The sequence below is a fragment of the Hymenobacter saemangeumensis genome, from assembly GCF_039541835.1.
Lineage (GTDB): Bacteria > Bacteroidota > Bacteroidia > Cytophagales > Hymenobacteraceae > Hymenobacter > Hymenobacter saemangeumensis.
The window spans coordinates 86578-109790 of sequence record NZ_BAABGZ010000028.1; the positions used below are offsets into that span (position 1 = coordinate 86578).

The following is a 23213-nucleotide window of genomic DNA, read 5'->3' on the forward strand; positions in this document are numbered from 1 at the left end:
CCGCTGCTATGCGTTTTTTCCTGGGGGCCGCCCTTGCTGGCCTCAGCTTGCTTTTCTCCCCTACCGCGGCCCAGGCCCAGCACGGCCGGCAGGTTCGGCGGTTCGACAGCCAGGGCCGCCCCTACTACCGCGGGCCGCTGCGCCTGACGGCCGGCCTGGGCGGGGCCATGTACAACGGCGACCTGGGTGGCCTCCCCGAAAGCTTCGTCGGCCCGGCCGCCAGCCTGGGCGTGCTGTACCGGCTGCGCCCCCACCTGCTCATCGGCAGTGAGTTTTCTTACTTTGAGATGGGGGCCCGCGACCGGCTCCCGGAGCGCGGCGTGGCTTTCTACAGCAACCACGGCATGCTCACTACCTTCCTGCGCTACGACCTACTGAGCGACCCTTCGGCTTATGTGGCGTCGGGCAGCGGCACCCTTCCATTTCAGCTGTACCTGCAGGGCGGCCTGGGAGCATTGCTCTACAACCCGAGGTCTTACCTGGGCAAGAGCCGACCCAGCAGCACTACGCAGTACCTGCCCGCCGAGCGCAACGACTACCCCGGCATGGCCCTGGTGGCCCCCGTTGGCGGGGGCGTCAGCATTCGCCTCAACGACGAGATGCGCGTGGGCGTGGAAGGCGCCTACTACTTCAGCACTTCCGACCACCTCGACGACGTAAGCAAGCGCGGCAACCCCGACCAGAACGACGGCTTCGGTACGCTGCTGCTCAAGTTCGACTACACCCTGTAGTTCCCGGCGCCACCCGCCTTTGTGAAGTCACTCAGAAGTAAACAGGTTGTCAGTTGTTCGTTGTCAGTTGTCAGTTCGTTCTTACAATGCAGCCATCAGAACGACCTGACAACTAACAACTGACAACTAACAACTGACAGCTTAAAACCACAAAAAGGCCCGCCAGCAACTGCTGACGGGCCTTTTTCATAGCTCAGAAAGACTAAGGGTAGCTTATTCTTTCACGAAGCGCTGGTGGAACACTTTCTGGCCGTCGCTCACCGCGATGGTGTACATGCCCTTGGCCAGGCGGCTGATGTCAACTTTGCCGTCGTGGTAGCGGGCATCGGCCACGCGCACGCCGCGCAGGTCGGTCACTACCACGCTGGTGGCTTCGGCGTTGCCGGGCAGCACCAGGCTCACTACGCTGCTGGCGGGGTTGGGGTATACCTCCAGCTGCTTGGCTATTTCGTTGCCGATGGAGGTGGAGCTGCCACCGGTGAGCGAGGGTGCCAGGCCGGTGAGGGCCGCGCCGCCCGTAATGTTGACGGTGTAGTCCTCGGTTTCGCCGTAGCTGTAGCTGTTGCAGCTGGTAGTACCCGAGTTGTCGCTCATCACAAGTCGCATGCGGGTATTGCCGCTGCGGGCCGTGGTGGGCACGGTGAAGGTGGCCGACAGCGTGCCGCTGCTGCTGCTCGAGCCGCTAACCACCAGCTCGCCGGCATCGATGAAGTCGCCGTCTTTGTTGTAGTCGATGTACACCTTCCAGTACTCGGTGTAAGCCGTGCCCGAGAAGCCGGCGCTGAAGCTTATCGTTTGCGAGGTACCGGCGCCAATGCTGGGAGCAGACAGGGCCGTGCCGTTGTAGTAGCCAGCATCGGCACCCGAGGTGCGGGCCAGGGTACCCAGGGCCACGTAGTCAATCCACTCGTAGGTAACGGTAGTGCCTTTGCTGGCGCAGTACGTCACCGTGGTAGTGCCACCGCCGCTGGCAGCTGCTCCTACGCCCACGGCGTGCCAGGCGTTGGTAACCGAGGTTACTTCCGCCGAGCCAGAGCCGTACAGGTCAGTAGCCGCTTGAATAGTGTAGGTGCGGCCATCGGCGTAGGTGCTGTTGGCCGACAGGTACACGCTTTCGGCACGGTACGCAATGCGGGCTGCCTTGGCGATGCCGATGCCGGTAACCGAAAAAGCATTGCCAATGTCGTTGGTACCGGTGGCTCCTACGCTGAGCACATAGAACCAGTAGTTGAGCACGCCGGAATTGGTGTGCACCCCGCCGTAATCGTTTGAGGAAGAGGGCGAAGTGGTGGTAGCCTTCCAGTAAGTACCGCGGTAGGTGTCGGGCTGGCTTTCGGCGTTGGGGTTGCTCATCGAGCGCAGCGAAGGCCGCACCTTGTCGATGTCTTCGCCAATCAGCCAGGTTTGCTTGCCGGGGGCCTTATAGTATTCTACGGCCGCGCCCCAGATGTCGGAGAAGCCTTCATTCATGGCGCCCGACTCGTTCTGGTAAGCCAGGTTGGCGGTGCGCTCGCATATGGCATGGCCGATTTCGTGGGCGCAAACATCCAGCGAGGTCAGCGGGCGGAAGCGCGAGGCGCCGTCGCCGTAGGTCATCACCGAGCCGTTCCAGTAGGCATTTTCATAGCCTACTCCATCGCCGGGGGTGTCATCGAAGTGCACGTAGCTCTTGATTTTCGCGCCGGCGTTGTCGTAGCTGTTGCGCCCCATCACATTCTTGAAGTAGTCGTAGGTACCCTGGGCGCCCCAGTGGGCGTCCAGCGCGGCGTTGTCCATGTTTGTATTGTTATACTCGGTCCAGCTGTTGTCGGCATCGGTAAAGTCCACCGCGTTGGTGTAGCTGTTCCCCTTGCGGCAGTTGTAGGTTTCAATGCCCAGGCCACGGGTCAGCTCGCGGAGGCGGTAGGTGGTGCCGGTATAGTCGGTAGCGCTGCTCTGCGTGCCGCTGTAGCGGGTTGCAAACGAGCCCGTGGCGGCGGCGTGCTTGATAATGGCATCGTGAAACACCACCTGTCCGCTGCGGGCATCTACGTAGATATAAGCGCGGCTTACCGGCTGCTTGGCGTACACGTTGAACTTCCAGGCCAGCACGGGCTGCCCAGTAGCGTTGCTACGCACAATCACCAGCTCGCCGGCGGGGCGGTAAGTTGCGTTGGGGTTGTTTTCCTGCTGCTTCAGGCTGGCTTCCTCGGCCGGGTCCTGCCACATGTAGCGGCTGGCGCCCACGTAGTCCAGGGCACGCGTCAGGGCGGCGGCGGCATTCAGGGAAGGCGTGGTGTTCAGGCCCGAGATTTTTTCAAAATCGCCGCTGATGCTTTCGATAGCCCCGCCTTTGGCGTGCACGGTGTAGTCGGCGTGCTCCACTTTCACGCCTTTGTAGAACTGGGAAAACTTCTGGTGAGTGAAGCCAATCTGGTCAGTCTCGATGCGCGCGGGCAGGAACTGGTCGTCGGCCGTCAGGGCGAGCTGCTCGCGCAGCACCGTCTGGGCTTCGCTGGCCCGGTAGGCTGCTTTGCCCGCGGCGTTGAACTGCACCAGCACAGGCTGGTTGTCGTCGCCCATCACCTTGGTCTGGATGCGGCCCGCATCCTGTCCCTGAGCCGTGGAAGCCGCCAGGGCGCCGAACAGCACTAATGCTGCAGCAGAGTATTTGTTGGTCATGTAAAAAGTGGGTTAATAATGGAAATGGGTTTGGGGAGAGAGAAAGTGAAGAATTTGCATTAAATGCGCCGCAATGTAGCGAAGTTGACCAGCATCCATACTGATTTGGCAGAAATTAGTTGGCAATGCCAAAATTTTGTTAACAATAAAGCAAAATTAAAATGCTGTTAACAAGACTTGCTTATCATCAGTAAATCAGCACATACCCTTAAGGCCCATTTTAATCTGCGGAATTGACCGAAAACCACTTACCCGCAGTATTGGCACCCCGTATTTTTGCAGCTACCTTCCCATGCCTTTCCGTAGCAGCCGTCAATGTCCTCCTTCAAGACCCGGGCCGTTCCCCCTAATCCTTCGCGGGCCAGCCTGCCGGGCAGCATTCCTGCTGCCTCGCGCTGGCCGGCCCAGTGGGCCCTGCCTCATTTCCGCTGGCGCCTGGGATTGGTGTTGCTCTTGCTAGTGGGCCTGCTGCCCATCATTCCCGACTTCTACCACTACATCCAGGCGCGCCCCGGCCGCCTGCTGCCCGACCCGCTGGCCTCCCTGCTGCCCGTGCGCGACGTATCGGCCCCCACCTTCACCCTGATTTACGGCAGCATCGTGGCTACCCTGTGGCAGGTGCTGCCCCGGCCGCTGCAGCTGCTGCGGGCCTTGTGGGGCTACTATTTCCTGCAGCTATTTCGCATGCTCACGCTGTGGCTGCTGCCCCTCGACCCACCCCGGGAGCTGGTCAACCTGCACGACCCCGTGGTGGATTACCTGTTTCAGGTAGCCGAGCAGCCCATTGTGCGCGACCTGTTCTTTTCCGGCCACACCGCTACCATGGTGCTGCTGCTGCTGCTGGCCCGTGGCCCGCGCCTGCGCCTGGCCATGCTGCTGGCTAGCATTGCCGTGGGCACGCTGGTGCTGGTGCAGCGCGTGCACTACTCCTACGACGTGCTGGCCGCTCCCCTATTTGCCTGGCTGGCTTACCGCTTGGCCGACAAGGTGGCGGGCAAGGCATAGGGTGGCGCGTGGTTGAATGTCAACCCCGTCCTGGTCAGTGCCCCGGCACGCTACTTCCCACCCAGGCTTTACTTTTTTCTGCCCTCGCTGCCCAGGTAATCCGCCGCCAGCGTGGCCAGCGCCTTCACTCCCAGCGTAAAGCCGCTTTCGTCGATGACGAAGCCCGACGTGTGATGGTCGGCGGTGCTGGCCGCGTCCACGCCTTTTTTCAGGCCACCCAGGAAAAAGTACAGGCCGGGCACTTTCTCCTGGTAGAAGGCAAAGTCCTCGGCACCGGTTACGGCTTTTATTTCTTTCACATTGTCGGCGCCGCCGGCCACGGCCTGCAGCGTGGGCAGCATGCGGGCCGTCAGCGGCAGGTCGTTAAACGTCACGGGCACGTAGGGCTCGATGCCTACTTCGGCCGTGGCCCCGGCGCTTTCGGCAATGCCCTTGGCCGTGCGGCGGATAGCGGCCCAGAGCTGCTCCTGGGTTTTGCGGTTGAAGGCCCGGATGGTGCCGCTCAGCTCGGCTTCGGCCGGGATGACGTTGTAGCGCACGCCGGCCTTCACTGTGCCCACCGTCACCACGGCCGCGTCTTCGGTTAGGTCGGTCTGCCGGCTCACGATGGTTTGCAGGCCCAGGATAATCTGGGCCGCAGTCACCACCGGGTCGACGCTGCTCCAGGGCTTGGCCCCGTGCGAACCTTTGCCCAGCACCTTAACCGTGAACCGGTCGGAGCTGGCCATCTCGCCCCCGGGCCGGTAGGTGAGCTTGCCCACCTCGGTCTGGGCCTGAATGTGCAGGCCAAAAATGGCGTCCACCTTGGGGTTTTCCAGCACGCCTTCCTTCACCATGAGCTTGGCCCCGCCCTCTTCGCCCGGCAGGGAGCCTTCCTCAGCCGGCTGAAAAATAAACTTGACGGTGCCCGGTAGGTCCTTTTTCACTTGGCTCAGCACTTCGGCCACTCCCATGAGAATGGCCGTGTGGGAGTCGTGCCCGCAGGCGTGCATCACCCCCACCGGCTGCCCCAGGTAAGTGGTTTTCACGGTAGAGGCAAAAGCCAGCCCCGTGGCTTCGGTTACGGGCAGGGCGTCCATGTCGGCGCGCAGGGCCACCACTCGGCCGGGCTTGCCGCCCCGCAGAATGCCCACCACGCCCGTGCGGCCCACACCAGTCTTCACTTCCAGCCCCAGCTTGCGCAGGTGGGCTGCCACAATGCCGGCGGTGCGGGTTTCCTCGTTGCCCAGCTCGGGGTGCTGATGAAAGTCACGCCGCCAGGCCACCACCTGGTCTTGCTGCTGGGCCGAGAGCTGCGCAATCCGGGCATTCAGGCCCGGGTTCTGGGCCGAGGCCGGCTGCCAGGCAGCCAGGCCCAGGGATAATCCAACAAAAGCGGTTGAGAGCAAAGTCGTACGACGCATACCAGAAGTCAGGAAAAATCAGAAGTGAAGCCCAGCGGCGGCCGGGGGTGCAATGGTACGAGGTTAGTTGTCAGTTGTTGGTTGTCAGTTGTCAGTTATTAGTTGTCAGTTGTTAGTTGTCAGTTGTTAGCATCGTTCTTAAAAAGTATCCTCCAGAACAACACTGACAACTGACAACGAGCAACTGACAACGAGCAACTGACAACGAGCAACTGACAACTAGCAACTAAACGCCCCCTTCCAGCCAGCTGGCGTAGGTCTGGTAGTTGGCCGCAGTGCGGCGCAGGCCCTCGCGCTGCGCCTCCGAAACGGGCTTTACTTTTCGGGCCGGCACCCCGGCGTACAGGTAGCCGGGCTCGCACACGAAGTTTTCCAGCACCACGCTGCCGGCGGCAATAATGCAGCCCGTGCCCACCACGGCATGGTCCATCACAATGGCGCCCATGCCGATAAGCACCTCGTCTTCCACGGTGCAGCCGTGCACAATGGCCCGGTGCCCGATGCTTACGCGGCTGCCAATAGTGAGCGGCGCTTTCTGGTAGGTGCAGTGCAGCACCGCCCCGTCCTGAATGTTGGTTTCTTCGCCGATTCGAATGCGGTGCACATCGCCCCGGATAACGGCCGTAAACCACACCGTACAGCCCCGCCCCAGTATCACGTCGCCAATAATGGTGGCATTGTCGGCCACAAAGCAGTCGGCCGGAATCTGAGGATGAACACCGTGGACGGGCAGGATGAGAGCGGGCATTTTTTTAGTTAGCAATGAGCAATGAGCAATGAGCAATGAGCAATGAGCAATGAGCAATGAGCAAAAATATTCAGCCTCTAATCAAGCCGGAGGGCTTTTTACGAATTGCCTAAGCAAAAATTTTTCAATACCCACTTATTTACTGCTAACTGTTAATTGCTCATTGCTCATTGTTAACTGCTAATTGTTAACTGATGAAAGCAGCCGCTTCCAGGTGCCTTTTTCCCAGTTGTACTTCAGGGTGCTGGGCAGGGCCTGCCAGAAGTACTTGCTGGTTTCCACGGCGAAGCTCGGCTGCATGTAGCAGTTGATGGTGCAGCCCTCACAGGCCGGCAGGCGGCCTTCGAGGGCGGCCAGGCGCTGGGTTTCGGGCGCATTGTAGAGCTCATACAGCCGGCCTTCAATGGGAAACTTCTGCTCGCCCAGGTGGTAGCAGGGCAGCACCAGCTCGTTGTAGGGCGAAATCACCAGCGTGGTGCTGGCCGCCCGGCACACGGGGGCGGCTACGTGGTTGCCGCCATCCCGGCGCAGCTGAATAAAGGCCTCGTTCAGGTACACGCCCTTGCGCTTGCCGAAAGCCGAGAGGTAGTCCAGCTCCGCGGCCGTCAGCTGCTCGCCGGTTTCTACCTCGCCGTACTCAAAGGCCGGGTTGATAATCAGCACCAGGCCATTGGGCTGGGTGATGTCGCGGTACACGGCCTCCAGGTCTGCCAGGTTTTTGCGGAATACCGTGAACAGAATATCCGGCCGCTCGCCCAGCTCCCGGGCCACGCGGATGCTTTCCAGCACGAAGTCATAGCAGGCCACGCCGCGCCCCAGGTCGTGGGTGTCGCGGTCGGCCGAGTCCAGCGAAAAATGCAGCATGTCGACCTGCCCGCGCAGCTTTTCGGCATTCTTGGGGTAGAGCAGGCCGTTGGTGGTGACGGTGGTGATAAACCCCATCTGCCGGGCCAGCCGCACAAAGTCGGGCAGCTGCCGGTGCAGCAGCGGCTCGCCCCCGGTGAAGTCTATCACCGACACGCCCAGCCGCTTGAGGTCGCGCAGGTTCTCGCTCACCTGCTCCAGCGTCACGTAAGGCGAAGGCTTTTCCCAGATATCGCAAAACGCGCACTTCGCATTGCAGCGGTACGTGACGTAGTAGTTGCAGAGGACGGGATGCTTGACGAGACGCATGGCAGTAGCGTGGACTCTGCGAGTCCGCGCGTGAAGGGACAGTGGATGCGCGGACTCACAGAGTCCACGCTACAAAGCTAATGCGGCAGCTTGCCCCAGGCCGCGGCATCCCAGCGCTCCGGCGTAGCGGCCAGAGCCTCGGCCGTGGCCGGACCGTAGTGCTCCAGGTAATAGCCGCAAAAGCCTTTCAGGGGGCAGCGCGGGCAGTTGGGCCGCAGAAAAAAGCAAATCTGCTGCCCGTGCCAGTAGTTGTGCTTGTGAAAGTTGAACAGCAGCTCGGCGTCGGCAGGCAGCAGGGCCAGCAGCACGCCGTGGGCTTTCTCTACCGAAACTTTCGGCCCCAGAAAGCCCACGCGCTGGGCTACCCGATGCACGTGGGTATCTACAGGCAGCACGGGCTTGTGATAATTGAAAAGCAGCAGCAGCGACGCCGTTTTCAGCCCAATACCGGGCATGTCCGTCAGCCAGGCCATGGCTTGCTCCAGCGGCCACTCGGCCAGAAAGTCCAGGGTAAAATCCCCACCCGTAGTGGCCTGAATGCGGCGCAGCACCTCCTGAATGCGCGGCGCCTGGGTGTCGGGCCAGCGCGTGGTGCGGATGGCATGCGCCAGCTCCGCGGTGGGCGCGGCCAGCACGCCGGGCCAGTCGCCAAAAGCTTCCAGCATGCGGTCGTAGGCCAGCTCTTCGTCGGCATGCGTGGTGCGGTGCGAGAGTATGGTCGAAATCAGCTCCCACATGGGCGTGCGCCGCGGCTGTGGCGGCAGGTGCCCATAGAAATGGTCCAGGATGCTGTGGTCGGCCAGGGCTTTGTCGGCGGCTGGGGAGGTGTAGGTGGCAGGCATAGGCCCTTGTACCCAGCCGCAGCAGCTTGGGTTGCTACTTCAGCTCTGTTGCGCTTAGGCTGCGTTCCCAGAGAAGCTTGCCCGCCTGGTCGAGCACCGAAATCTTCAGCTGCCGGCTGGCACGGGGCCCGCTCACGTCGATGAGCGCGAAGTTGCGCTCGGCCACGAAGGTTCCCTCCACACGGCCGGTGTTGGCTTCCGTGCGGGCGCCGGTGGCGGCGCTGCTCGTCAGGGGCGAGCAGGTAAAGTCGTAGAGCGGGTAGGTGCCCGGCCGCTCCAGCTTGGTCAGCTCGGTGTGGTGGCGGTCGCCATCCAGAAACACCACCCCGCTGATGCGGCGGTCGGCAATGCCTTGGAGCAGGGCTGCCCGCTCCTGCTCGTAGTTGCTGTAGTTTTCGAATACCTTGGCCGGGTTCAGCACCTGCCCGCCCACGGCTATCAGCTTAAAGGTGGCTTGGCTGGCGGTGAGCGCATCCAGCAGCCAGCTAAGCTGCTCGCGGCCCAGGTAGCTGCCTTCCTTGGTATTATAGCTGTTCGAGCTGCGAAACCAGCGGTTGTCGAGCAGAAACACCTGCACGTCGCTCCACTCAAAGCTGCCGTAGGCACCACCGGCCGGCCCATAGTTGGGATTGGCCCAGAAGTCGCGGAAGGCGGCGCGGGTGGTTTCCTTCATGGCAAAGCTTCGGTCTGAGTCGTTGGGCCCGTAGTCGTGGTCGTCCCAGATGGCGTAATTGTGCGTGCGAGCCAGCAGGGGCTGCATTTCCGGCACGGCCCGCGAGTGGCTATACCGGTGGTAGATGCCCGTGCGCGTGTTCCAGTCGGCCTCGCGCAGGTAGGTATTATCGCCCAGCCAGAGCATAAAGTCCGGCCGCTGGGCATTGATGCTGCTGAAGATGCCATACTCCCCGCCATAAGGCCGGCCGGGACGGTCGTACGCCGGCTCGTTCACATACACACAGGAGCCCAGGGCAAAGCGGAAGTTGGGCGGCTCCTGCCGCCATTGCCACAGCGCCTGGGTTTGAAACTCCAGCGGGTACGGCCGCGGCACCAGCTGCCCGTTCAGGTACAGGGCATAAGCATACCGATGCCCGGGCTCCACCTGGTCGGCCAGCAGATGCGCCGTGAAGCCCGGCGCGGCCGTAGCCACCACCGGGGCCGTGCGCAGCTTGCGGGCCGGCGCCGCCACGTCCCAGTACTCGATGACTGCTGTGGCCGGACCGTTGGTTTGCACCCATAGGGCCACTTCCCGCATCTCGGAATACCCCACCATGGGCCCCGAGCGCAGCAGCGCCGCGGTGGGCTGTGCCACTGCGGCTTTCGTCGTTTTTGCGGGCGTGCGGGGCTGAGCGGCCAAGGGCGAGGAAAGCAGCGCCAGGGCGGCGCCATACAGCAGGGCGTGTCGATTCATGCCCAAAAGTAGCAAGCGCCTCTTCCCGGCGCTGGTAGTGCCTTTACCAATAATGCACAAAAAAAGGCCGCTCCCTCGGGAGCGGCCTTTTTGACGTTTAATGGCGCTGGGCCTTGTGCTTACAGCTGGCCGCGCTTAGCAGCTTTCTGCATCTTCTCGTTGGCGAAGATGGCCACTTCAACGCGGCGGTTGGCAGCTTTGCCAGAAGCCGAGCTGTTGTCAGCTACCGGCTGGCTCGAGCCGTAGCCTTTCACCGTGATACGGCCGGAGTCTACCCCGTCGGCAATGATGGTATTGGCCACCGCCTGGGCGCGACGCTCCGACAGGGGCTGGTTGATGGCATCCGAGCCGCTGGCGTCGGTGTGGCCTTCAATCAGGACGTTGGTGTCGGAATACTTTTTCAGGGTCTCACCCAGCTGGGTGATGTTGCCAGCAGCTTCTTCGGTCAGGTTAGACGAGTTGGTGGCGAACAGAATGCCCGAAGCAAAGGTAATTTTGATGCCTTCGCCTACGCGCTCTACGGTAGCGCCTTCGAGGTCGCGGCGCAGCTCAGCAGCGGCTTTGTCCATCTTACGGCCGATAAGGGCACCAGCCGTGCCACCCACAACAGCCCCAATGATGGCACCTTTGGCCGTGCCCGACTTGCCGCCAATCAAACGGCCGGCTACGCCACCGGCTACGGCACCGCCCACACCGCCGATGATGCCGCCTTTCAGCGTCTTGCTCATGCCCTTCGGCTTCTCAGTCGAAACGGTAGTAGTCTGGGCCTGTACGAAGTTGCTCACGAGCAGCAAAAGAGCTAGCAGGAAAGTGAGCGACGAACGAAAATTTTTCATGTTAAAAGGTAAAATGGGTTGGTAAGGGTAAGTCTAGAGAGCGGCAAAAGTATGCGCTTATGCATTAGGCCGGCAAGTACGCCAATTGCAACCACCTTGCCAAACTGTTTACGGCCGACGCCAGCCTCCGCTAGCCGTACGGCTTGCTGCAGACTGCCAACAGCAAAAAGGCCCCGCTTTCGCGGGGCCTGCCAGCTTTTAGAAGTTTCCTAAAAACCTGACCCGTTCACTTGGAAAACGGCCTAGGTACGGCAGGCGGGGCCAAGGCCCTACTTGTCGTTTTTGTTGGCGTACTGCTCGTAGCGCACGGGGTCCTTCTTCTTGTCTTTCTTGCGTCCGATTATGCCGCCCCCTACGGCACCTACCACGCCGCCTACTACGGCGCCCTTGCCGCCGCCTACCACGGCGCCGGTAGCTGCCCCCGTGCCGGCCCCAATGGCAGCGCCTTTGGCTTTACCGCTCCATTTTTTGCGGGGAGCCGGCTGAGTAGTCTGTGCCTCGGCTACCGAGCCCGCAAGCATGAAAGAAGTGAGCAGCAGGGCGAAATATGATTTAAATGATTTCATGGCTAAGTCAAAATAAAGGTTGAAATAAGACAACAAGACCTAAACGAATTGCCCGCTGCTCGGGTTGCTCCAAAAGGGCTTATGAATATCTGTACTAAGGCTGACGCATAAAAAAAGGCCGCCCAGCGGGCGGCCTTTCTTAACTTATAGCAACTCAGAAGAGATTACAGACGGCCCTCTTCGGCAGCCTTCTTCATTTTTTCGTTGGCGAAGATGGCAACTTCCACGCGGCGGTTGGCCTGCTTGCCTTCCGCGGTGCTGTTGTCGGCTACGGGCTGGCTGGCACCATAGCCACGGGTGGTGATGCGGCTGGAGGCGACGCCTTTGGCGATGGTTTCGGCAGCTACGGCCTGGGCACGGCGCTCCGACAGGGGCTGGTTGATGGCATCCGAGCCGCTGGCGTCGGTGTGGCCTTCAATCAGCACGTTGGTGTCGGGGTATTTCTGCAGCACGGCGGCCATCTTGTCGATTTCCAGGCGCGAGGCCGGGCGCAGGTCGGCTTTGTTTACGTCGAAGAGAATGCCGGCGTCGAAGGTAATTTTAATGCCTTCGCCCACACGCTCTACTTTGGCATTGGCCATGTCGCGCTGCAGCTCTTCGGCCTGCTTGTCCATTTTACGGCCGATGAGAGCACCGGCCGTGCCACCGGCAGCGGCACCAACAATGGCGCCGATAGCCGTGCCCTTGGCGTCGCCGCCAATTACGCGGCCGATTACGCCGCCCACCACTGCGCCGCTACCGGCGCCAATAATGCCACCCTTGGTGGTTTTGCTCATTCCGTCATTCTGACGGGCACCAGTGCCGTTGGTATCCGGCAGGGGCTGGGGCGAGGTATTGCCCGCCGTTTGGTTGGAAGTGGCACAGGAGCTGAATAGCAGCATGAAGGCCATCAGCAGGGAAAGAAGGGATTGGGAGAATTTCATGGGAAAGGAAGTATTAAGAAGTAATGGTCAGGCCTTATACGGGAAAAGCCCGCTTCGGTGACGAAAGCGGGCTTTTCAAGAAGTATGCCGAAAGCAGAAAATGGCTTTTTGAGCGTTTCTACTGGGTTTTTACGGAGCTACGCCGGGCCTCACGCGGCTCCGGGGCGGCCGCATCGGCCGGGCGAAGCATGCCCAGCAGGTCGGCCAGGCGCTGCTTCAGCTCGCGGCGGTCGACAATGAAGTCCAGGAACCCATGCTCGAGCACGAACTCGGCGCTCTGAAAGCCCTTGGGCAGGTCTTTGCCAATGGTTTCCTTGATAACGCGGGGCCCGGCAAAGCCGATAAGCGCCCCGGGCTCGGCAATGTTGAAGTCGCCGAGCATGGCGAAGGACGCCGTCACGCCGCCCGTGGTGGGGTCGGTGAGCAGCGACACGTAGGGCACCCCGGCTTCGGCCAGCTGGGCCAGCTTGGCCGAGGTCTTGGCCATCTGCATCAGCGAGTAGCCGGCTTCCATCATGCGGGCGCCGCCCGAGCGGGAAATCATCAGAAAGGGCGTGCGGTTCTGCCGGGCAAAGTCGATGGCGCGGGCAATCTTCTCCCCTACCACCGAGCCCATCGAGCCACCGATAAACTTGAAGTCCATGGCCGCTACCACCAGCGGCTGCCCGGCCGACATGCCGTGGGCCGTGCGCACGGCATCTTTCAGGCCGGTGTTGCGCTCGGTGGCCTGCACCCGTTGCGGATACGCCTTGGTATCGACGAACTGCAGGGGGTCGCCCGACCTCAGGTCGGCATCCAGCTCGCTAAACTCGCCGCTGTCGAACAGGAGGTCGAAGTAGTCGGCGGCATCTACCCGGTCGTGGTAGCTGCAGCTGCCGCACACGTGCAGCAGGCGCTTGTGCTCGGCCATGGTGGCCACCGTTTTACACTCGGGGCACTTGTACCAAAGGCCGTCCGGAGTTTCTTTTTTCTGCTCGGTGGGCGTTACGATGCCCTTTTCTACGCGCTTGAACCAGGCCATTTTTCTTCAGTTAACAATGAGCAATGAACAGTGAACAGTGAGCAATATTCTGACTGCTCATGATTAAGTAAGATGTAGTGCGAGCAAAATTAGTGATGAACCACGCAGCGTATGCCGCATTGCTCATTGCTCACTGATAATTGCTCACTGAAAATTACGCCAGGGTGATGCTTTGGTCGAGGTACACGTCCTGAATGGCGTTTAGCAGCTCCACGCCTTCAGCAAACGGACGCTGAAAAGCCTTGCGGCCCGAAATCAGGCCCTGGCCACCGGCGCGCTTGTTGATGATGGCCGTGCGGACGGCTTCGTCGCGGTCGGTGGCGCCTTTGCTTTCGCCGCCCGAGTTGATGAGGCCGATGCGGCCCATGTAGCAGTTGGCCACCTGGTAGCGGGCCAGGTCGATGGGATTGTCCGAGCTCAGCGTCTCGTACATGGCCTGGTGGGTTTTGCCAAACTTGAGGGCCGTAAAGCCGCCGTTGTTCTCGGGCAGCTTCTGCTTGATGATGTCGGCCTGAATGGTCACGCCGAGGTGGTTGGCCTGGCCCGTGAGGTCGGTGGCTACGTGGTAGTCTTTCTCGGCCGTTTTGAAGGCATTGTTGCGGGTATAGCACCACAGCACCGTGGCCAGGCCCAGCTCGTGGGCTTCCTCAAAGGCCTGGGCCACTTCCACCAGCTGGCGGTTCGACTCTTCCGAGCCGAAGTAGATGGTGGCCCCCACGGCCGTGGCGCCCAGGTTCCAGGCTTCACGTACCGAGCCAAACAGAATCTGGTCGAACTTATTAGGGTAAGTCATCAACTCGTTGTGGTTGATTTTTACCAGGAAGGGAATCTTGTGGGCGTACCGGCGGGCCACGGTGCCGAAGGTGCCAAAGGTGGTGGCTACGGCATTGCAGCCGCCTTCCAGCGCCAGCCGGATGATGTTTTCGGGGTCGAAGTACATCGGGTTCGGGCCGAAGGAGGCGCCCGCGGTGTGCTCAATGCCCTGGTCGACGGGCAGGATGCTCAGGTAGCCCGTGCCGGCCAGGCGGCCGTGGCTGTAGAGCTGGCCCAGGCTGCGGATTACCTGCGGCGTGCGGCTGGACGGCACGAAGCAGCGGTCGAGAAAGTCGGGGCCGGGGGCGTGAATCAGGTCTTTGCCAATGGTTTGGCATTCGTGCGCCAGCAGGGCTTCGATTTCGGCGCTCATGGTCAGGGGTGCGGCCATCTGGAAGAGTGCTAGGGGAGGGATTTGGCAGTTGGGAAGGGTAGCTAACAGGGGCAAAGATAGGCCGGTTTTCAGTGGAAGATTGGTCGTTTGGTTGCGTAGCCGGCCCGGTTGGCGCTACCTTGCCGTACCAAAACCGAGCCCGCAGCTCAACCTGGGTTCTGCTGCTACTTTCTTACTACTCATCCTTGTGAAAAATCACTCCTTAGCCCTGCTGGGCCTCTCCCTATCCCTGCTGGCCGGCTCACCGGCGCTGACCAGCTGCGTGACGGCCAAGAAATACGACGACCTGCGCGCCCGCCAGGCCGCCGATGAGAAAGGCAAGGCCGACGCAGAGCGCCAGTACCGCAACGCCACGGCCGAGCTGAAGAAGGCCACCGACGAGCTGGCCCAGATGCGCCTCACCCAGAAGCGCCTCGTAACCGACTCGGCCGAGACCGGCGCGGCGTACCGCAAGACGCGCACCTTGTACAACGAGCTCAACAACAGCTACGACAAGCTACTCAAGAACAGCGACCGGGAGCTGGCCAACAAATCCAACGACTACAACAAGGTGGCCAAGGACCTGGCCCGGCGCGAAGCCGAGCTGGGCGAGCTGGAAACCAACCTGCAGAAGAGCAAGGCCGAAAACGACCGCCTCGCCGCCGACCTGAAAGGCCGCGAAGCCCGCCTGGCCGAGCTGACCCAGGCCCTGGCCGACAAGGACCGGGCCGTGAACGACCTGCGGGCGCGGGTCAGCAAGGCCCTGCTCAGCTTCAACTCCAGCGACCTGCAGGTGAAGCTCAAAGATGGCAAAGTGTACGTGTCGCTGTCGGAGCAGCTGCTGTTTAAGTCAGGCTCAACCAAGGTAGACCCCAAGGGAGAGGAAGCGCTGAAAAAGCTGGCCACCGTGCTGCAGGAGCAGAAAGACGTGAACGTGGTAGTGGAAGGCCACACCGACAACGTGCCCATCCGGACGGGCACCGCCGGCCTCACCGACAACTGGGACCTGAGCGCGCTACGGGCCACCGAAATTGCCCGCTTGCTTACTAACAACGGCGTGAACCCGGAGCGTGTTACGGCCTCTGGCCGGGGAAAATTTGTGCCGGTAGCCGCCAACGACACCCCGGCGAACAAGGCCCTGAACCGGCGCACGGAAATCATCCTCACGCCCAAGCTCGACGAGCTGTTCCAGATACTGGACAGCAACTCCAGCAGCACCCCGGGCGCAAAGTAGCTGTAGGAATGGTGCGGCAAAGCCACAATTGTGCGGGCATCCGTATGTGAAGTTCCGGCAGTTGCGGCATCGAGTGAACGCAGGGCGTTCGGGCCCGGCAGCTTTCGTGGCTTCCCGTTTCACCTTTTTCCTCGCTCAGCAGCTATGCGCCCGTATCTACTCATCCGTGTTTTCGCGCTTCTTGTTTGCTGGGGGGCCAGTACCCTCGCGGTCCGGGCCTCGCATATCTTATCGGTCGACCTGACTTATGAGTACACCGGCACGGCTGCCAATCCCTATCAGTATCGGGTAAGAGCCACCCTATACCAGGACCTGAACTCGTCGGTTACAGACAACCAGATGCAGTTAACCTGCGGGAGAAATGAGTGCAGCAGTACCCAGGTGGGCAGCTTCACTACCATGCTGCAGCGAACCAGCCCGCGGCTGCCGGCCGGCAGCTGCGGTGCGGGCCCCTTGTACTACAGCATTACGGTGCTGGAAGGCCAGGTGCAGCTGCCACCGGCCCTCTGGACTTTAAGCGTGAATACTTCAAACCGCCGGTATGGGCTTCTGAACATGTCTCAGCCTTGGCTGCAAAGCTATTATGTGCAGGCCCTGCTGGATAACCGCAGCGGACTGGTCAATACCTCCCCCCGGTTTGCGCCTGCCCGGCTTATCGACCTGACCGATGCCCCAGGACAGCGCTATAGCATGCACACCTTCGACGCGGATGGCGATTCATTGGTTTATGAGCTTGTGCAGCCGCAGGCGGACTCCGAACCATCGGTTTGCGGCTACTCCACGGTAGGTGCCATTGCTCCCCAATTCCTGATTAATCAAGAGACCGGCGAATTACTTTATCAGCCTGTGCCGGTACGCCAGGGTTATTATGCATTGGCCGTGCAGGTGAATGAGTACCGCCAGGTGAATGGCCGCTGGCAGCAGATTGGCAGCGTCAGGCGCGACACCCAATACCAGCTTCGCGTCGGCACCAATCAGCCGCCGGTGTTTACCCGGGTGACTTCCAGCAGCAACCCAGCTGTTCAGCTGCAGGGGCAGACCCTTCGCGTGAACCCCGGCCAAACCATTACGCTCAATCTCACGGCGACCGACGCCGATGCCGGCCAGGTACTGGAGCTGCGCAGCGATGATGTGGGCCTGGTCCCCGGGCTTATGTTTCAGGACCTGGGCAACGGCCAGGGCCAGCTGAGCTGGCAGGTGCCGGCGACTCTATCCCCTGGCCTGTACGTACTGACGGCTACCGCATCCGACAGCTTTTGCCCTACTGTTGGCGCTGCAGTACAAACCATCCCCTTCCGGGTAACCCGCCAGACGCTGGGCGCTGCCAGGCCGCACGTGGCTTCCATAGTTGCCTACCCCAGCCCTTTCGACCAGCAGGTGCGGTTTCAGCTTATTCAGCCCGGCATCCAGCCATTGCTCATCATCGACCAGCTGGGCCGTACCGTAGCCCGGCTGCAGAGCACCCCAGAAGGCAGCGTGGTATGGCAGCCCGCTGGCGTAAGCCCTGGCCTGTACCTGGCCCGCACGCTAGATGGGACTCAGGTAGCCAGGCTGGCTTACAGCGGCCGTTAAGGAAGAAGCCAGGCGCGGAAGAAGTCTAAAAGTCGGCCTTCACGCCCAGGCCCAGGGTAAGCAGCTGCCCAATGCCCAGGCCGCCGTCGCGGTTGGTGAGGTAGCTGGCGATGTAAAGGTCGTTGGAGCCCAGCTCGTAGTAAAAAGAAAGCTTACGTGGCTGCCCTGTGGCCCGCACCGGCGCCCCCAGGTAGGTAATGCGGCTGCCCAGCAGCGGGCCGTAGCGGGTGTGGGCCGAAAACCAGTAATAGCCACTGGGGTACTGGCCCTGCTCGCCGCTGTTCTCAGTGCCGTGGGTATAGCTTACATACGCCCCCACGGTAAGCGGTAAGAGCTGCAGCTTTTCTGTCGGCTGCACCCGGAATGGGGAGTAAAGCAGCTTGGCCGTGGCGACGCCCAGCGCAGAGCCGGCGTAGCGGGCCGGCACGTAGCCCAGTAGCAGGTCGGCTTCGACGCGGTTGCGCAGGAATTCATACCCCACGCCGGCCGCCGCCAGGCCCATGCCCCCGGCCAGTTGGGCCACTGCGTGGCGCGGCCGGTACCAGGGCAGGCGCGGCCCCGGCGAATCGGCGGCCGGGCTGGTCTTTACCGCCAGCGTATCGGGTGGGGCAGCGGCCAGGGCCGGGGTGCAAACGCTGGCAGCTCCAGCCAGGAGCAGGCCAGCAAGGTACCGGGCACTCATTAGAAGGCCACGCGCTTTACGCGGAATTGCTTTTCTCCCCACACCGTTACCACCATATAGCTGCGCTCGGAGAAGGCGTCGGAGTTGATGTAGGTCACGCCGTCGTTGAAGGGCTGGCCGATGCGGTAGGAATGGTTGTGCCCATTCAGGGCAAAGGCCACGTTGGGCGTCCGGCTCAGGGCCTGGCAGAAGGCTGGCTGCAGGTTGGCATCGAAGTCTTCGTTGCCCGGCGGCACATGGCACACCACTACCTGGCGCAGGGCCCCTTCCACATCGTTGAGCTGGGCCTGCAGCCAGGGCACATTGGGCACGCTGCCATCAAAGTTGTACTCCCGGCTATTGGTATCGATGAGGATAAACTTGGTGCCGCCGTACACAAAGGTGTAGTTGAGGGCGCCGAAGATGTGCTGGTAGGCTTCGCGGCCATTGCCCACCATGTCGTGGTTGCCTACTACCGTGAGGTAGGGCACCTTCAGGCGGCGCAGCTTCTCATCGACCCAGCGCATCTCCCGGGCCAGGCCGAAGTCGGAGATATCGCCGGCCACCAGCATAAACTGGATGCCGGGCTGCTGGTTGACGCTGCTCACCATGGCTTCGGCCTCGTCGTAGAACTGCTGGGAGTCGCCGGTAAATACGAAGCGCAGGGTGTCGCCTTCGGGCAGGGGCTGGGCCAGCAGGCGGGCCAGGTTTTTCTCGGTCAGTTTGGTGAATTCTTCCGGCACGCGGTGGTCGTTGGGGCTGAATTCAAGCAGGTCGCAGCTCGTGCTGCTAAGCAGAGCCAGGCCTAACAGCAGGCGGGCTCCGAGGTGTTTCGTAAGAGTAAGGAAGTTCATAGCAGTAGCTCCGGGTCAGTTAGTGAAAGAGGGACGCGGAGGATATTGCTTTAAACTGATAAAGCCCCTTACAAGTTGGACCTAACCATGATTTTTAAGAAAAATTTAAGGATTTACTTTTGCCGGGGTATCATTTAATCTATAAAAACTGGTCGGCGCAAACTACGCTAACGCTTTGAAGTGAGGCCATATAACCACTAAAAAATCCCCGCCTGACTTCAGGTGGGGCACTTTTGATTTTTGCAGCCCCCGGGTTGGGCTGAGAATCGGTGACAGACTCTATCGTTTTCTTGAGCTAAGCTGGTTAATACTATGCAGGCTTCACTGGAGACCACAACTTGCTCTTTGCGCGTTGCAACGCTCCTGGGAAAACATCTTATGGCAGCGCCATGTCCTGCCGCAGCATGAAATACAGTTTAACGTGCCTGCCCCCTTACGCAAGATACCGCGATGCCAGAAAGATTAACCCTTCTTTCATTATTCGAACGGCTAGAACTGCGCTTGAAGATAAGGCCACATGAAAAAGAAAACCGCGCCTTGCAGCAGCATCAGCACCAGGGTAACACCCCAGAAAGCGGCTTTGCGGTTTTTATGGTGCAGCAGCAATATGGCTGCCCACGCCCCGGGCGCCGCGCCCGGCAGCGTAGCAAGGTGCAGTGTTTTTTCGGCAATGCGCCGCTGCCCCCGCTGGGCTTTCCGTTTATCCAGGGCGAACAGCAGGAAGCACAACAGATTGGAAAATAACAGGCAGCTCAAGAATATTTTCATGGTGCGGGAGCCGGGCCCTTATGAGGAGTCGGTGCTGGGTTTCAGCCCAGGTAGCCATTTCAGCTAGTAGTGGGAATAAAATTACGCTAAGGGCGTCCAACCATCAAGCGGAACTAGTCATGGGCGAAGCCACCGCCGTTTCCATTTTCCGCTTCGGTAGGAATAGGATAGTTTGCCCGCCACCAGTCGCGCATATAGGGCGAGACACGAAACCCCTCTTCCTCCAGGCTTTACTCGTCTGCATTCCAGCAGCACCAATAAAGGGCCGTGGTAGCGAGCATGCCCGCGTCTTGGTCAAACAGCGCTCTAATTCGGGGCCAGACTTCTTGAAACTCGACCGTAGACAGCACGCCATTTGAAGCCGCTTCCAGAATCATTTCCATCACCACGATGCGCCTGCCTGCCTCGGCTTGGGTGCCTTCCATGGAGCATAAGCAGCCGCATGCTCAGCCACTGCCCCCGGCCTTAGCGCAGGGCGGAGGCCGCTGCCGGCAGGGCCTGCCGGGCCCACTGGCCCATCTGCAGGCCCGAGTAGTGCAGCCCGTCGCGCACAAATTGGGTGTTGTCGCCGGCGGCGGCCCGGGTGAGCGGGGTGATGTCAACGAAGGCCATGCCCCGGGCCTGACACGCCTGCCGGGCTGCCGCGTTGAACTCGTCGATTTCGGCCCCGATGCGGGCGCGGTCCTGGTCCGCGGCGAAGGCCGACTGCCCCCAGTCAGGAATGGAAAGCACCAGCACCCGGCCTGCGCGGTTGCCGGCCAGGGCCTGGGACGTTTGCAGCAGCTGCTCAAACTCGCGGCGGAACGTGGCCAGCGACTGGCCCCGGTACTGGTTGTTGACCCCAATCTGCAGCGACACCAGGTCGTAGGTGCGGGTGAGTTGGGCATTGGCTATGGCTTCGAGCAGCTCGCCGGTGGTCCAGCCGGTGCGGGCAATAATGGCGGGCTCCTGCAGGTTGAGGCCTTGCTGCCGGGCCAGGGCGGCCAGCTGCACCGGCCAGCGCTCGGCGGGGGCGGCGCCTTCCCCAATGGTGTAGGAGTCGCCCAGGGCCAGGTAGTTGCTGGCTGGCAGCGGGCCTGCCGCTTGCGGGGGAGTAGGGTCCTGCTGCTTGCTGCACGAGCAGGCAAAGAAGGCCAATAGAAGAAGCAGCAGTCGCATGGGGGTGGTAAGGCTAGAAGTGACGGACATACGAACCCCTAACCGGACCGGATGCTGATTAGTGCCGGCCCCGAGCAGCCCGTAGGCTGGCAGCGGGGTTCCCAACACAACAGGGCAGCCTCACCCTGGTGGGTAAGGCTGCCCCCGGCGGCTAGCAGGCTACACGATGCAGTGGCCCACCATCAGGCCATTACGGCCACCAGGCGCAGGGCTGCTTCGGCCAGGCGTAGATTGCCGGCCAGCTGCACCTGCGGCCGGGCCTGCTCCGGGCTGAGGCCTTTGGTGAACAGGCGCCAGGCGGTGTCGGGGCCGAGCGTGACTTCGGCCGCGGGGCGGCCCTGTGGGACCTGCAGCCGCCACCGCTCATCTTCCCTGACCAGCTGCCAGCACCCGCCAATCGGCCCGGCTATGCTCACCTGCACCACAGTTCCGGGCGCGGCCGCCACCTGGCGGTAAGCATGGGGCAGCCCCCGCATCAGCGTCTCGATAAAGGGTGGAAACAGCTGCGGCGTGAGCAGACCAGGGCCACCCACGGCCGCGTGAATCTGCTGCTGGTGGTGCCACTTCTCGGTGTAGTCGCGGGCAATGTGAAACCAGTTCGGCGACTCGGCCTCGCCGGCCCAGGCCACGGCGAAGGTAGCCGGAGCCCAGGGGTCGAGCGTGGCCAGGAAGGCGTTGTACTCGGTGCCGGCCTGGGCCAGCAGGTCGATAAGCTGGGCCGGGCTCAGGCGGCGGGCCGCCCGCACCCAGTCGGCGTTCAGCTGGTTGAGATAGCGAAGCAGGCCCTCGTAGGAGGCCGGGTCGTCGGGCGCCTCGGCAAAGTGGCCGTCGCGCAGCATGGCCAGGGTGCGCAAGCTGCCATCGAGCAGGTGGGCGGCTACGTCCTTTACCGTCCAGAGCCGCGCCAGCGTGGGCTGCTGCCAGTCGGCCGGCGCCAGGGAGCGCAGCAGGGCCAGCAGCTTTTCATCCAGCACCGGAAACAGGGGCAGCACGTCGATGGGCAGGGTGTTCGAGGGCTCATTCATGGCTGGATATCATCAGGATTCAGTTAAAAGTTAAAAGTGAAGCGTTAAAAGGCGGGGCTGCTTTTTAACGCTTCACTTTTAACTTTTAACTAAAAAGAACCCGGTTTAGCCAATGGCCTGGGCCAGGTCGTCAATCAGGTCTTCGGCATCCTCAATGCCCACGCTCAGGCGAATGAGCGAGTCACTGAGGCCGGCCTTGCGGCGCTCCTCGGCGGGAATGCTGGCGTGCGTCATGGTGGCGGGGTGGCCGCTGAGGCTTTCCACACCGCCCAGGCTTTCGGCCAGGGAGAACAGCTGGAACTTCTCGAGGCAGGCCACGGCGTCTTCCTTGCGGTCGCCCTTGAGCACGAAGGAAATCATGCCGCCGAAGTCGCGCATCTGGTTGGCCGCCACCTGGTGGTTGGGGTGGTTTTCAAAGCCGGGCCAGTACACCTTTTCCACTTTGGGGTGCTGGCGCAGATACTCGGCCACGGCGCGGCCGTTTTCGCAATGGCGCTGCATGCGCAGGTGCAGGGTTTTGAGGCCGCGCAGCACCAGGAAGCAGTCCTGGGGGCCGGGCGTGCCGCCGCAGGCGTTCTGGTAGAAGCGCAGGCGCTCGGCCACCTCGTCGTTGTTGAGCACCAGGGCACCCATCACGGTGTCGGAGTGGCCGGCCATGTACTTGGTGAGGGAGTAAGCCACGATGTCGGCACCCAGCTCCAGCGGCTGCTGCAAGTAAGGCGTCGAGAAAGTGTTGTCGACCACCAGCAGGGCACCCGCTTCTTTGGCTACGGCCGCCGCGGCCTTGATGTCGATGACGTTGAGCAGGGGGTTGGTGGGCGTTTCCACCCAGATGAGCCGGGTGCGGGCATTTACCTTGGCGCGCACGGCTTCCATGTCGTGCATGGGCACGAAGTGGAATTTGATGCCGTACTGCTCGTACACCTTGGTGAAGATGCGGTAAGAGCCGCCGTACAGGTCGTTGGTGCTGATGACCTCATCGCCGGGCTGCAGCAGCTTGACTACGCAGTCGGTAGCGGCCATGCCGCTGGCAAAGGCGATGCCGTGCCGGCCGTTGTCGAGGGCCGCCAGGGCATCCTGCAGCTGGGTGCGGGTGGGGTTGTGGGTGCGCGAGTACTCGTAGCCCTTGTGGTCGCCGGGCGAGCGCTGCACATAAGTCGAGGTCTGGTAGATGGGCGTCATGATGGCCCCGGTGGCGGGGTCGGGGTGGACGCCGGCGTGAATGGCTTTGGTGGCGAATTTCATGGATGCGGGAAGAAATAGCGGATGGGATTTCAGGCCGAAAGGTACGACGCTAACGGAAGGCGCCGCCCGGAGTTTACCCTGCTGCACCTGGCAGGCCCGTCGTCAGACGCCCCCTGCCAGCTGGCGCTTCAGGGTGGCTTCACCCGGCCCGGCCCGGCTGCATTCAGCAGGATATTGCGCTCAGGCTTTGGGC

The 23213-nt window shown here is 61.7% G+C and carries 22 protein-coding genes; 4 read left to right on the forward strand and 18 right to left on the reverse strand.

Annotated elements, in window-relative coordinates; all coding sequences use genetic code 11:
- Positions 1–8 precede the first annotated feature (8 nt).
- Positions 9–731 (forward strand): hypothetical protein, encoded by a 723-nt coding sequence (locus tag ABD919_RS12875; protein WP_345236426.1) that lies wholly within the window; start codon positions 9–11, stop codon positions 729–731.
- A gap of 213 nt (positions 732–944) precedes the next feature.
- On the opposite strand, the gene ABD919_RS12880 is transcribed toward ABD919_RS12875, so the two are convergent.
- Entirely contained in the window at positions 945–3392 is a 2448-nt protein-coding gene (locus ABD919_RS12880) for a M4 family metallopeptidase (RefSeq protein ID WP_345236427.1), read from the reverse strand.
- A 315-nt stretch (positions 3393–3707) separates the two neighbouring features.
- On the opposite strand from ABD919_RS12880, the gene ABD919_RS12885 reads away from it, so the two are divergent.
- A complete protein-coding gene (locus ABD919_RS12885) occupies positions 3708–4397 on the forward strand; it encodes a phosphatase PAP2-related protein (RefSeq protein WP_345236428.1) in 690 nt (229 codons plus the stop codon).
- A 68-nt stretch (positions 4398–4465) separates the two neighbouring features.
- Here ABD919_RS12885 and ABD919_RS12890 read toward each other — a convergent pair whose 3' ends face one another.
- From ABD919_RS12890 to ABD919_RS12935, 10 genes are all read right to left on the reverse strand, one after another.
- A complete protein-coding gene (locus ABD919_RS12890; RefSeq protein ID WP_345236429.1) occupies positions 4466–5800 on the reverse strand; it encodes an amidohydrolase in 1335 nt (444 codons plus the stop codon).
- A 226-nt stretch (positions 5801–6026) separates the two neighbouring features.
- Positions 6027–6548, reverse strand: coding sequence for a gamma carbonic anhydrase family protein (locus ABD919_RS12895; RefSeq protein ID WP_345236430.1), 522 nt, complete (start codon positions 6546–6548; stop codon positions 6027–6029).
- Positions 6549–6728: 180 nt separating this feature from the next.
- Positions 6729–7721, reverse strand: a complete 993-nt coding sequence (locus ABD919_RS12900; RefSeq protein ID WP_345236431.1) for a radical SAM protein — start codon at positions 7719–7721, stop codon at positions 6729–6731.
- 77 nt (positions 7722–7798) lie between these two features.
- Positions 7799–8563 carry an endonuclease III domain-containing protein gene (locus ABD919_RS12905; protein WP_345236432.1) on the reverse strand — a complete coding sequence of 255 codons (765 nt, stop codon included), beginning with the start codon at positions 8561–8563 and terminating at the stop codon, positions 7799–7801.
- Between the two features lie 34 nt (positions 8564–8597).
- On the reverse strand, positions 8598–9971 hold the full coding sequence (locus ABD919_RS12910) for an alkaline phosphatase D family protein (RefSeq protein WP_345236433.1): 1374 nt from the start codon (positions 9969–9971) through the stop codon (positions 8598–8600).
- A 119-nt stretch (positions 9972–10090) separates the two neighbouring features.
- Positions 10091–10807, reverse strand: coding sequence for a YiaD family glycine zipper/OmpA-like lipoprotein (locus ABD919_RS12915; protein ID WP_345236434.1), 717 nt, complete (start codon positions 10805–10807; stop codon positions 10091–10093).
- A gap of 269 nt (positions 10808–11076) precedes the next feature.
- Positions 11077–11373, reverse strand: coding sequence for a glycine zipper domain-containing protein (locus tag ABD919_RS12920; RefSeq protein WP_345236435.1), 297 nt, complete (start codon positions 11371–11373; stop codon positions 11077–11079).
- Between the two features lie 164 nt (positions 11374–11537).
- Positions 11538–12251 carry a YiaD family glycine zipper/OmpA-like lipoprotein gene (locus tag ABD919_RS12925; protein ID WP_486332703.1) on the reverse strand — a complete coding sequence of 238 codons (714 nt, stop codon included), beginning with the start codon at positions 12249–12251 and terminating at the stop codon, positions 11538–11540.
- A gap of 163 nt (positions 12252–12414) precedes the next feature.
- Positions 12415–13317 (reverse strand): acetyl-CoA carboxylase, carboxyltransferase subunit beta, encoded by a 903-nt coding sequence (accD, locus tag ABD919_RS12930; RefSeq protein ID WP_345236437.1) that lies wholly within the window; start codon positions 13315–13317, stop codon positions 12415–12417.
- A gap of 154 nt (positions 13318–13471) precedes the next feature.
- The gene (locus ABD919_RS12935) at positions 13472–14521 is read right to left on the reverse strand and encodes a class I fructose-bisphosphate aldolase (RefSeq protein ID WP_345236438.1); all 1050 of its coding nucleotides are present in this window, start codon (positions 14519–14521) and stop codon (positions 13472–13474) included.
- A gap of 190 nt (positions 14522–14711) precedes the next feature.
- On the opposite strand from ABD919_RS12935, the gene ABD919_RS12940 reads away from it, so the two are divergent.
- Complete coding sequence (locus ABD919_RS12940) at positions 14712–15737, forward strand: OmpA family protein (protein WP_345236439.1); 1026 nt, start codon at positions 14712–14714, stop codon at positions 15735–15737.
- A gap of 144 nt (positions 15738–15881) precedes the next feature.
- Positions 15882–17309 (forward strand): hypothetical protein, encoded by a 1428-nt coding sequence (locus ABD919_RS12945; RefSeq protein WP_345236440.1) that lies wholly within the window; start codon positions 15882–15884, stop codon positions 17307–17309.
- A gap of 25 nt (positions 17310–17334) precedes the next feature.
- Here ABD919_RS12945 and ABD919_RS12950 read toward each other — a convergent pair whose 3' ends face one another.
- From ABD919_RS12950 to ABD919_RS12980, 7 genes are all read right to left on the reverse strand, one after another.
- Positions 17335–17991, reverse strand: coding sequence for a hypothetical protein (locus ABD919_RS12950; RefSeq protein WP_345236441.1), 657 nt, complete (start codon positions 17989–17991; stop codon positions 17335–17337).
- A complete protein-coding gene (locus ABD919_RS12955) occupies positions 17991–18824 on the reverse strand; it encodes a metallophosphoesterase family protein (protein ID WP_345236442.1) in 834 nt (277 codons plus the stop codon). Before ABD919_RS12955 ends, ABD919_RS12950 begins: the two co-directional genes overlap by 1 nt.
- 489 nt (positions 18825–19313) lie before the next feature.
- A complete protein-coding gene (locus tag ABD919_RS23995; protein WP_425556414.1) occupies positions 19314–19592 on the reverse strand; it encodes a DUF1294 domain-containing protein in 279 nt (92 codons plus the stop codon).
- A 230-nt stretch (positions 19593–19822) separates the two neighbouring features.
- On the reverse strand, positions 19823–20017 hold the full coding sequence (locus ABD919_RS12965) for a hypothetical protein (protein WP_345236444.1): 195 nt from the start codon (positions 20015–20017) through the stop codon (positions 19823–19825).
- Positions 20018–20057: 40 nt separating this feature from the next.
- Positions 20058–20750 (reverse strand): SGNH/GDSL hydrolase family protein, encoded by a 693-nt coding sequence (locus ABD919_RS12970; protein WP_345236445.1) that lies wholly within the window; start codon positions 20748–20750, stop codon positions 20058–20060.
- 182 nt (positions 20751–20932) lie between these two features.
- Positions 20933–21775: a maleylpyruvate isomerase N-terminal domain-containing protein gene (locus ABD919_RS12975; protein WP_345236446.1), complete on the reverse strand. Its 843-nt coding sequence runs from the start codon at positions 21773–21775 to the stop codon at positions 20933–20935.
- A 105-nt stretch (positions 21776–21880) separates the two neighbouring features.
- Complete coding sequence (locus tag ABD919_RS12980; RefSeq protein ID WP_345236447.1) at positions 21881–23020, reverse strand: cystathionine gamma-synthase; 1140 nt, start codon at positions 23018–23020, stop codon at positions 21881–21883.
- Between the last annotated feature and the right edge of the window lie 193 nt (positions 23021–23213).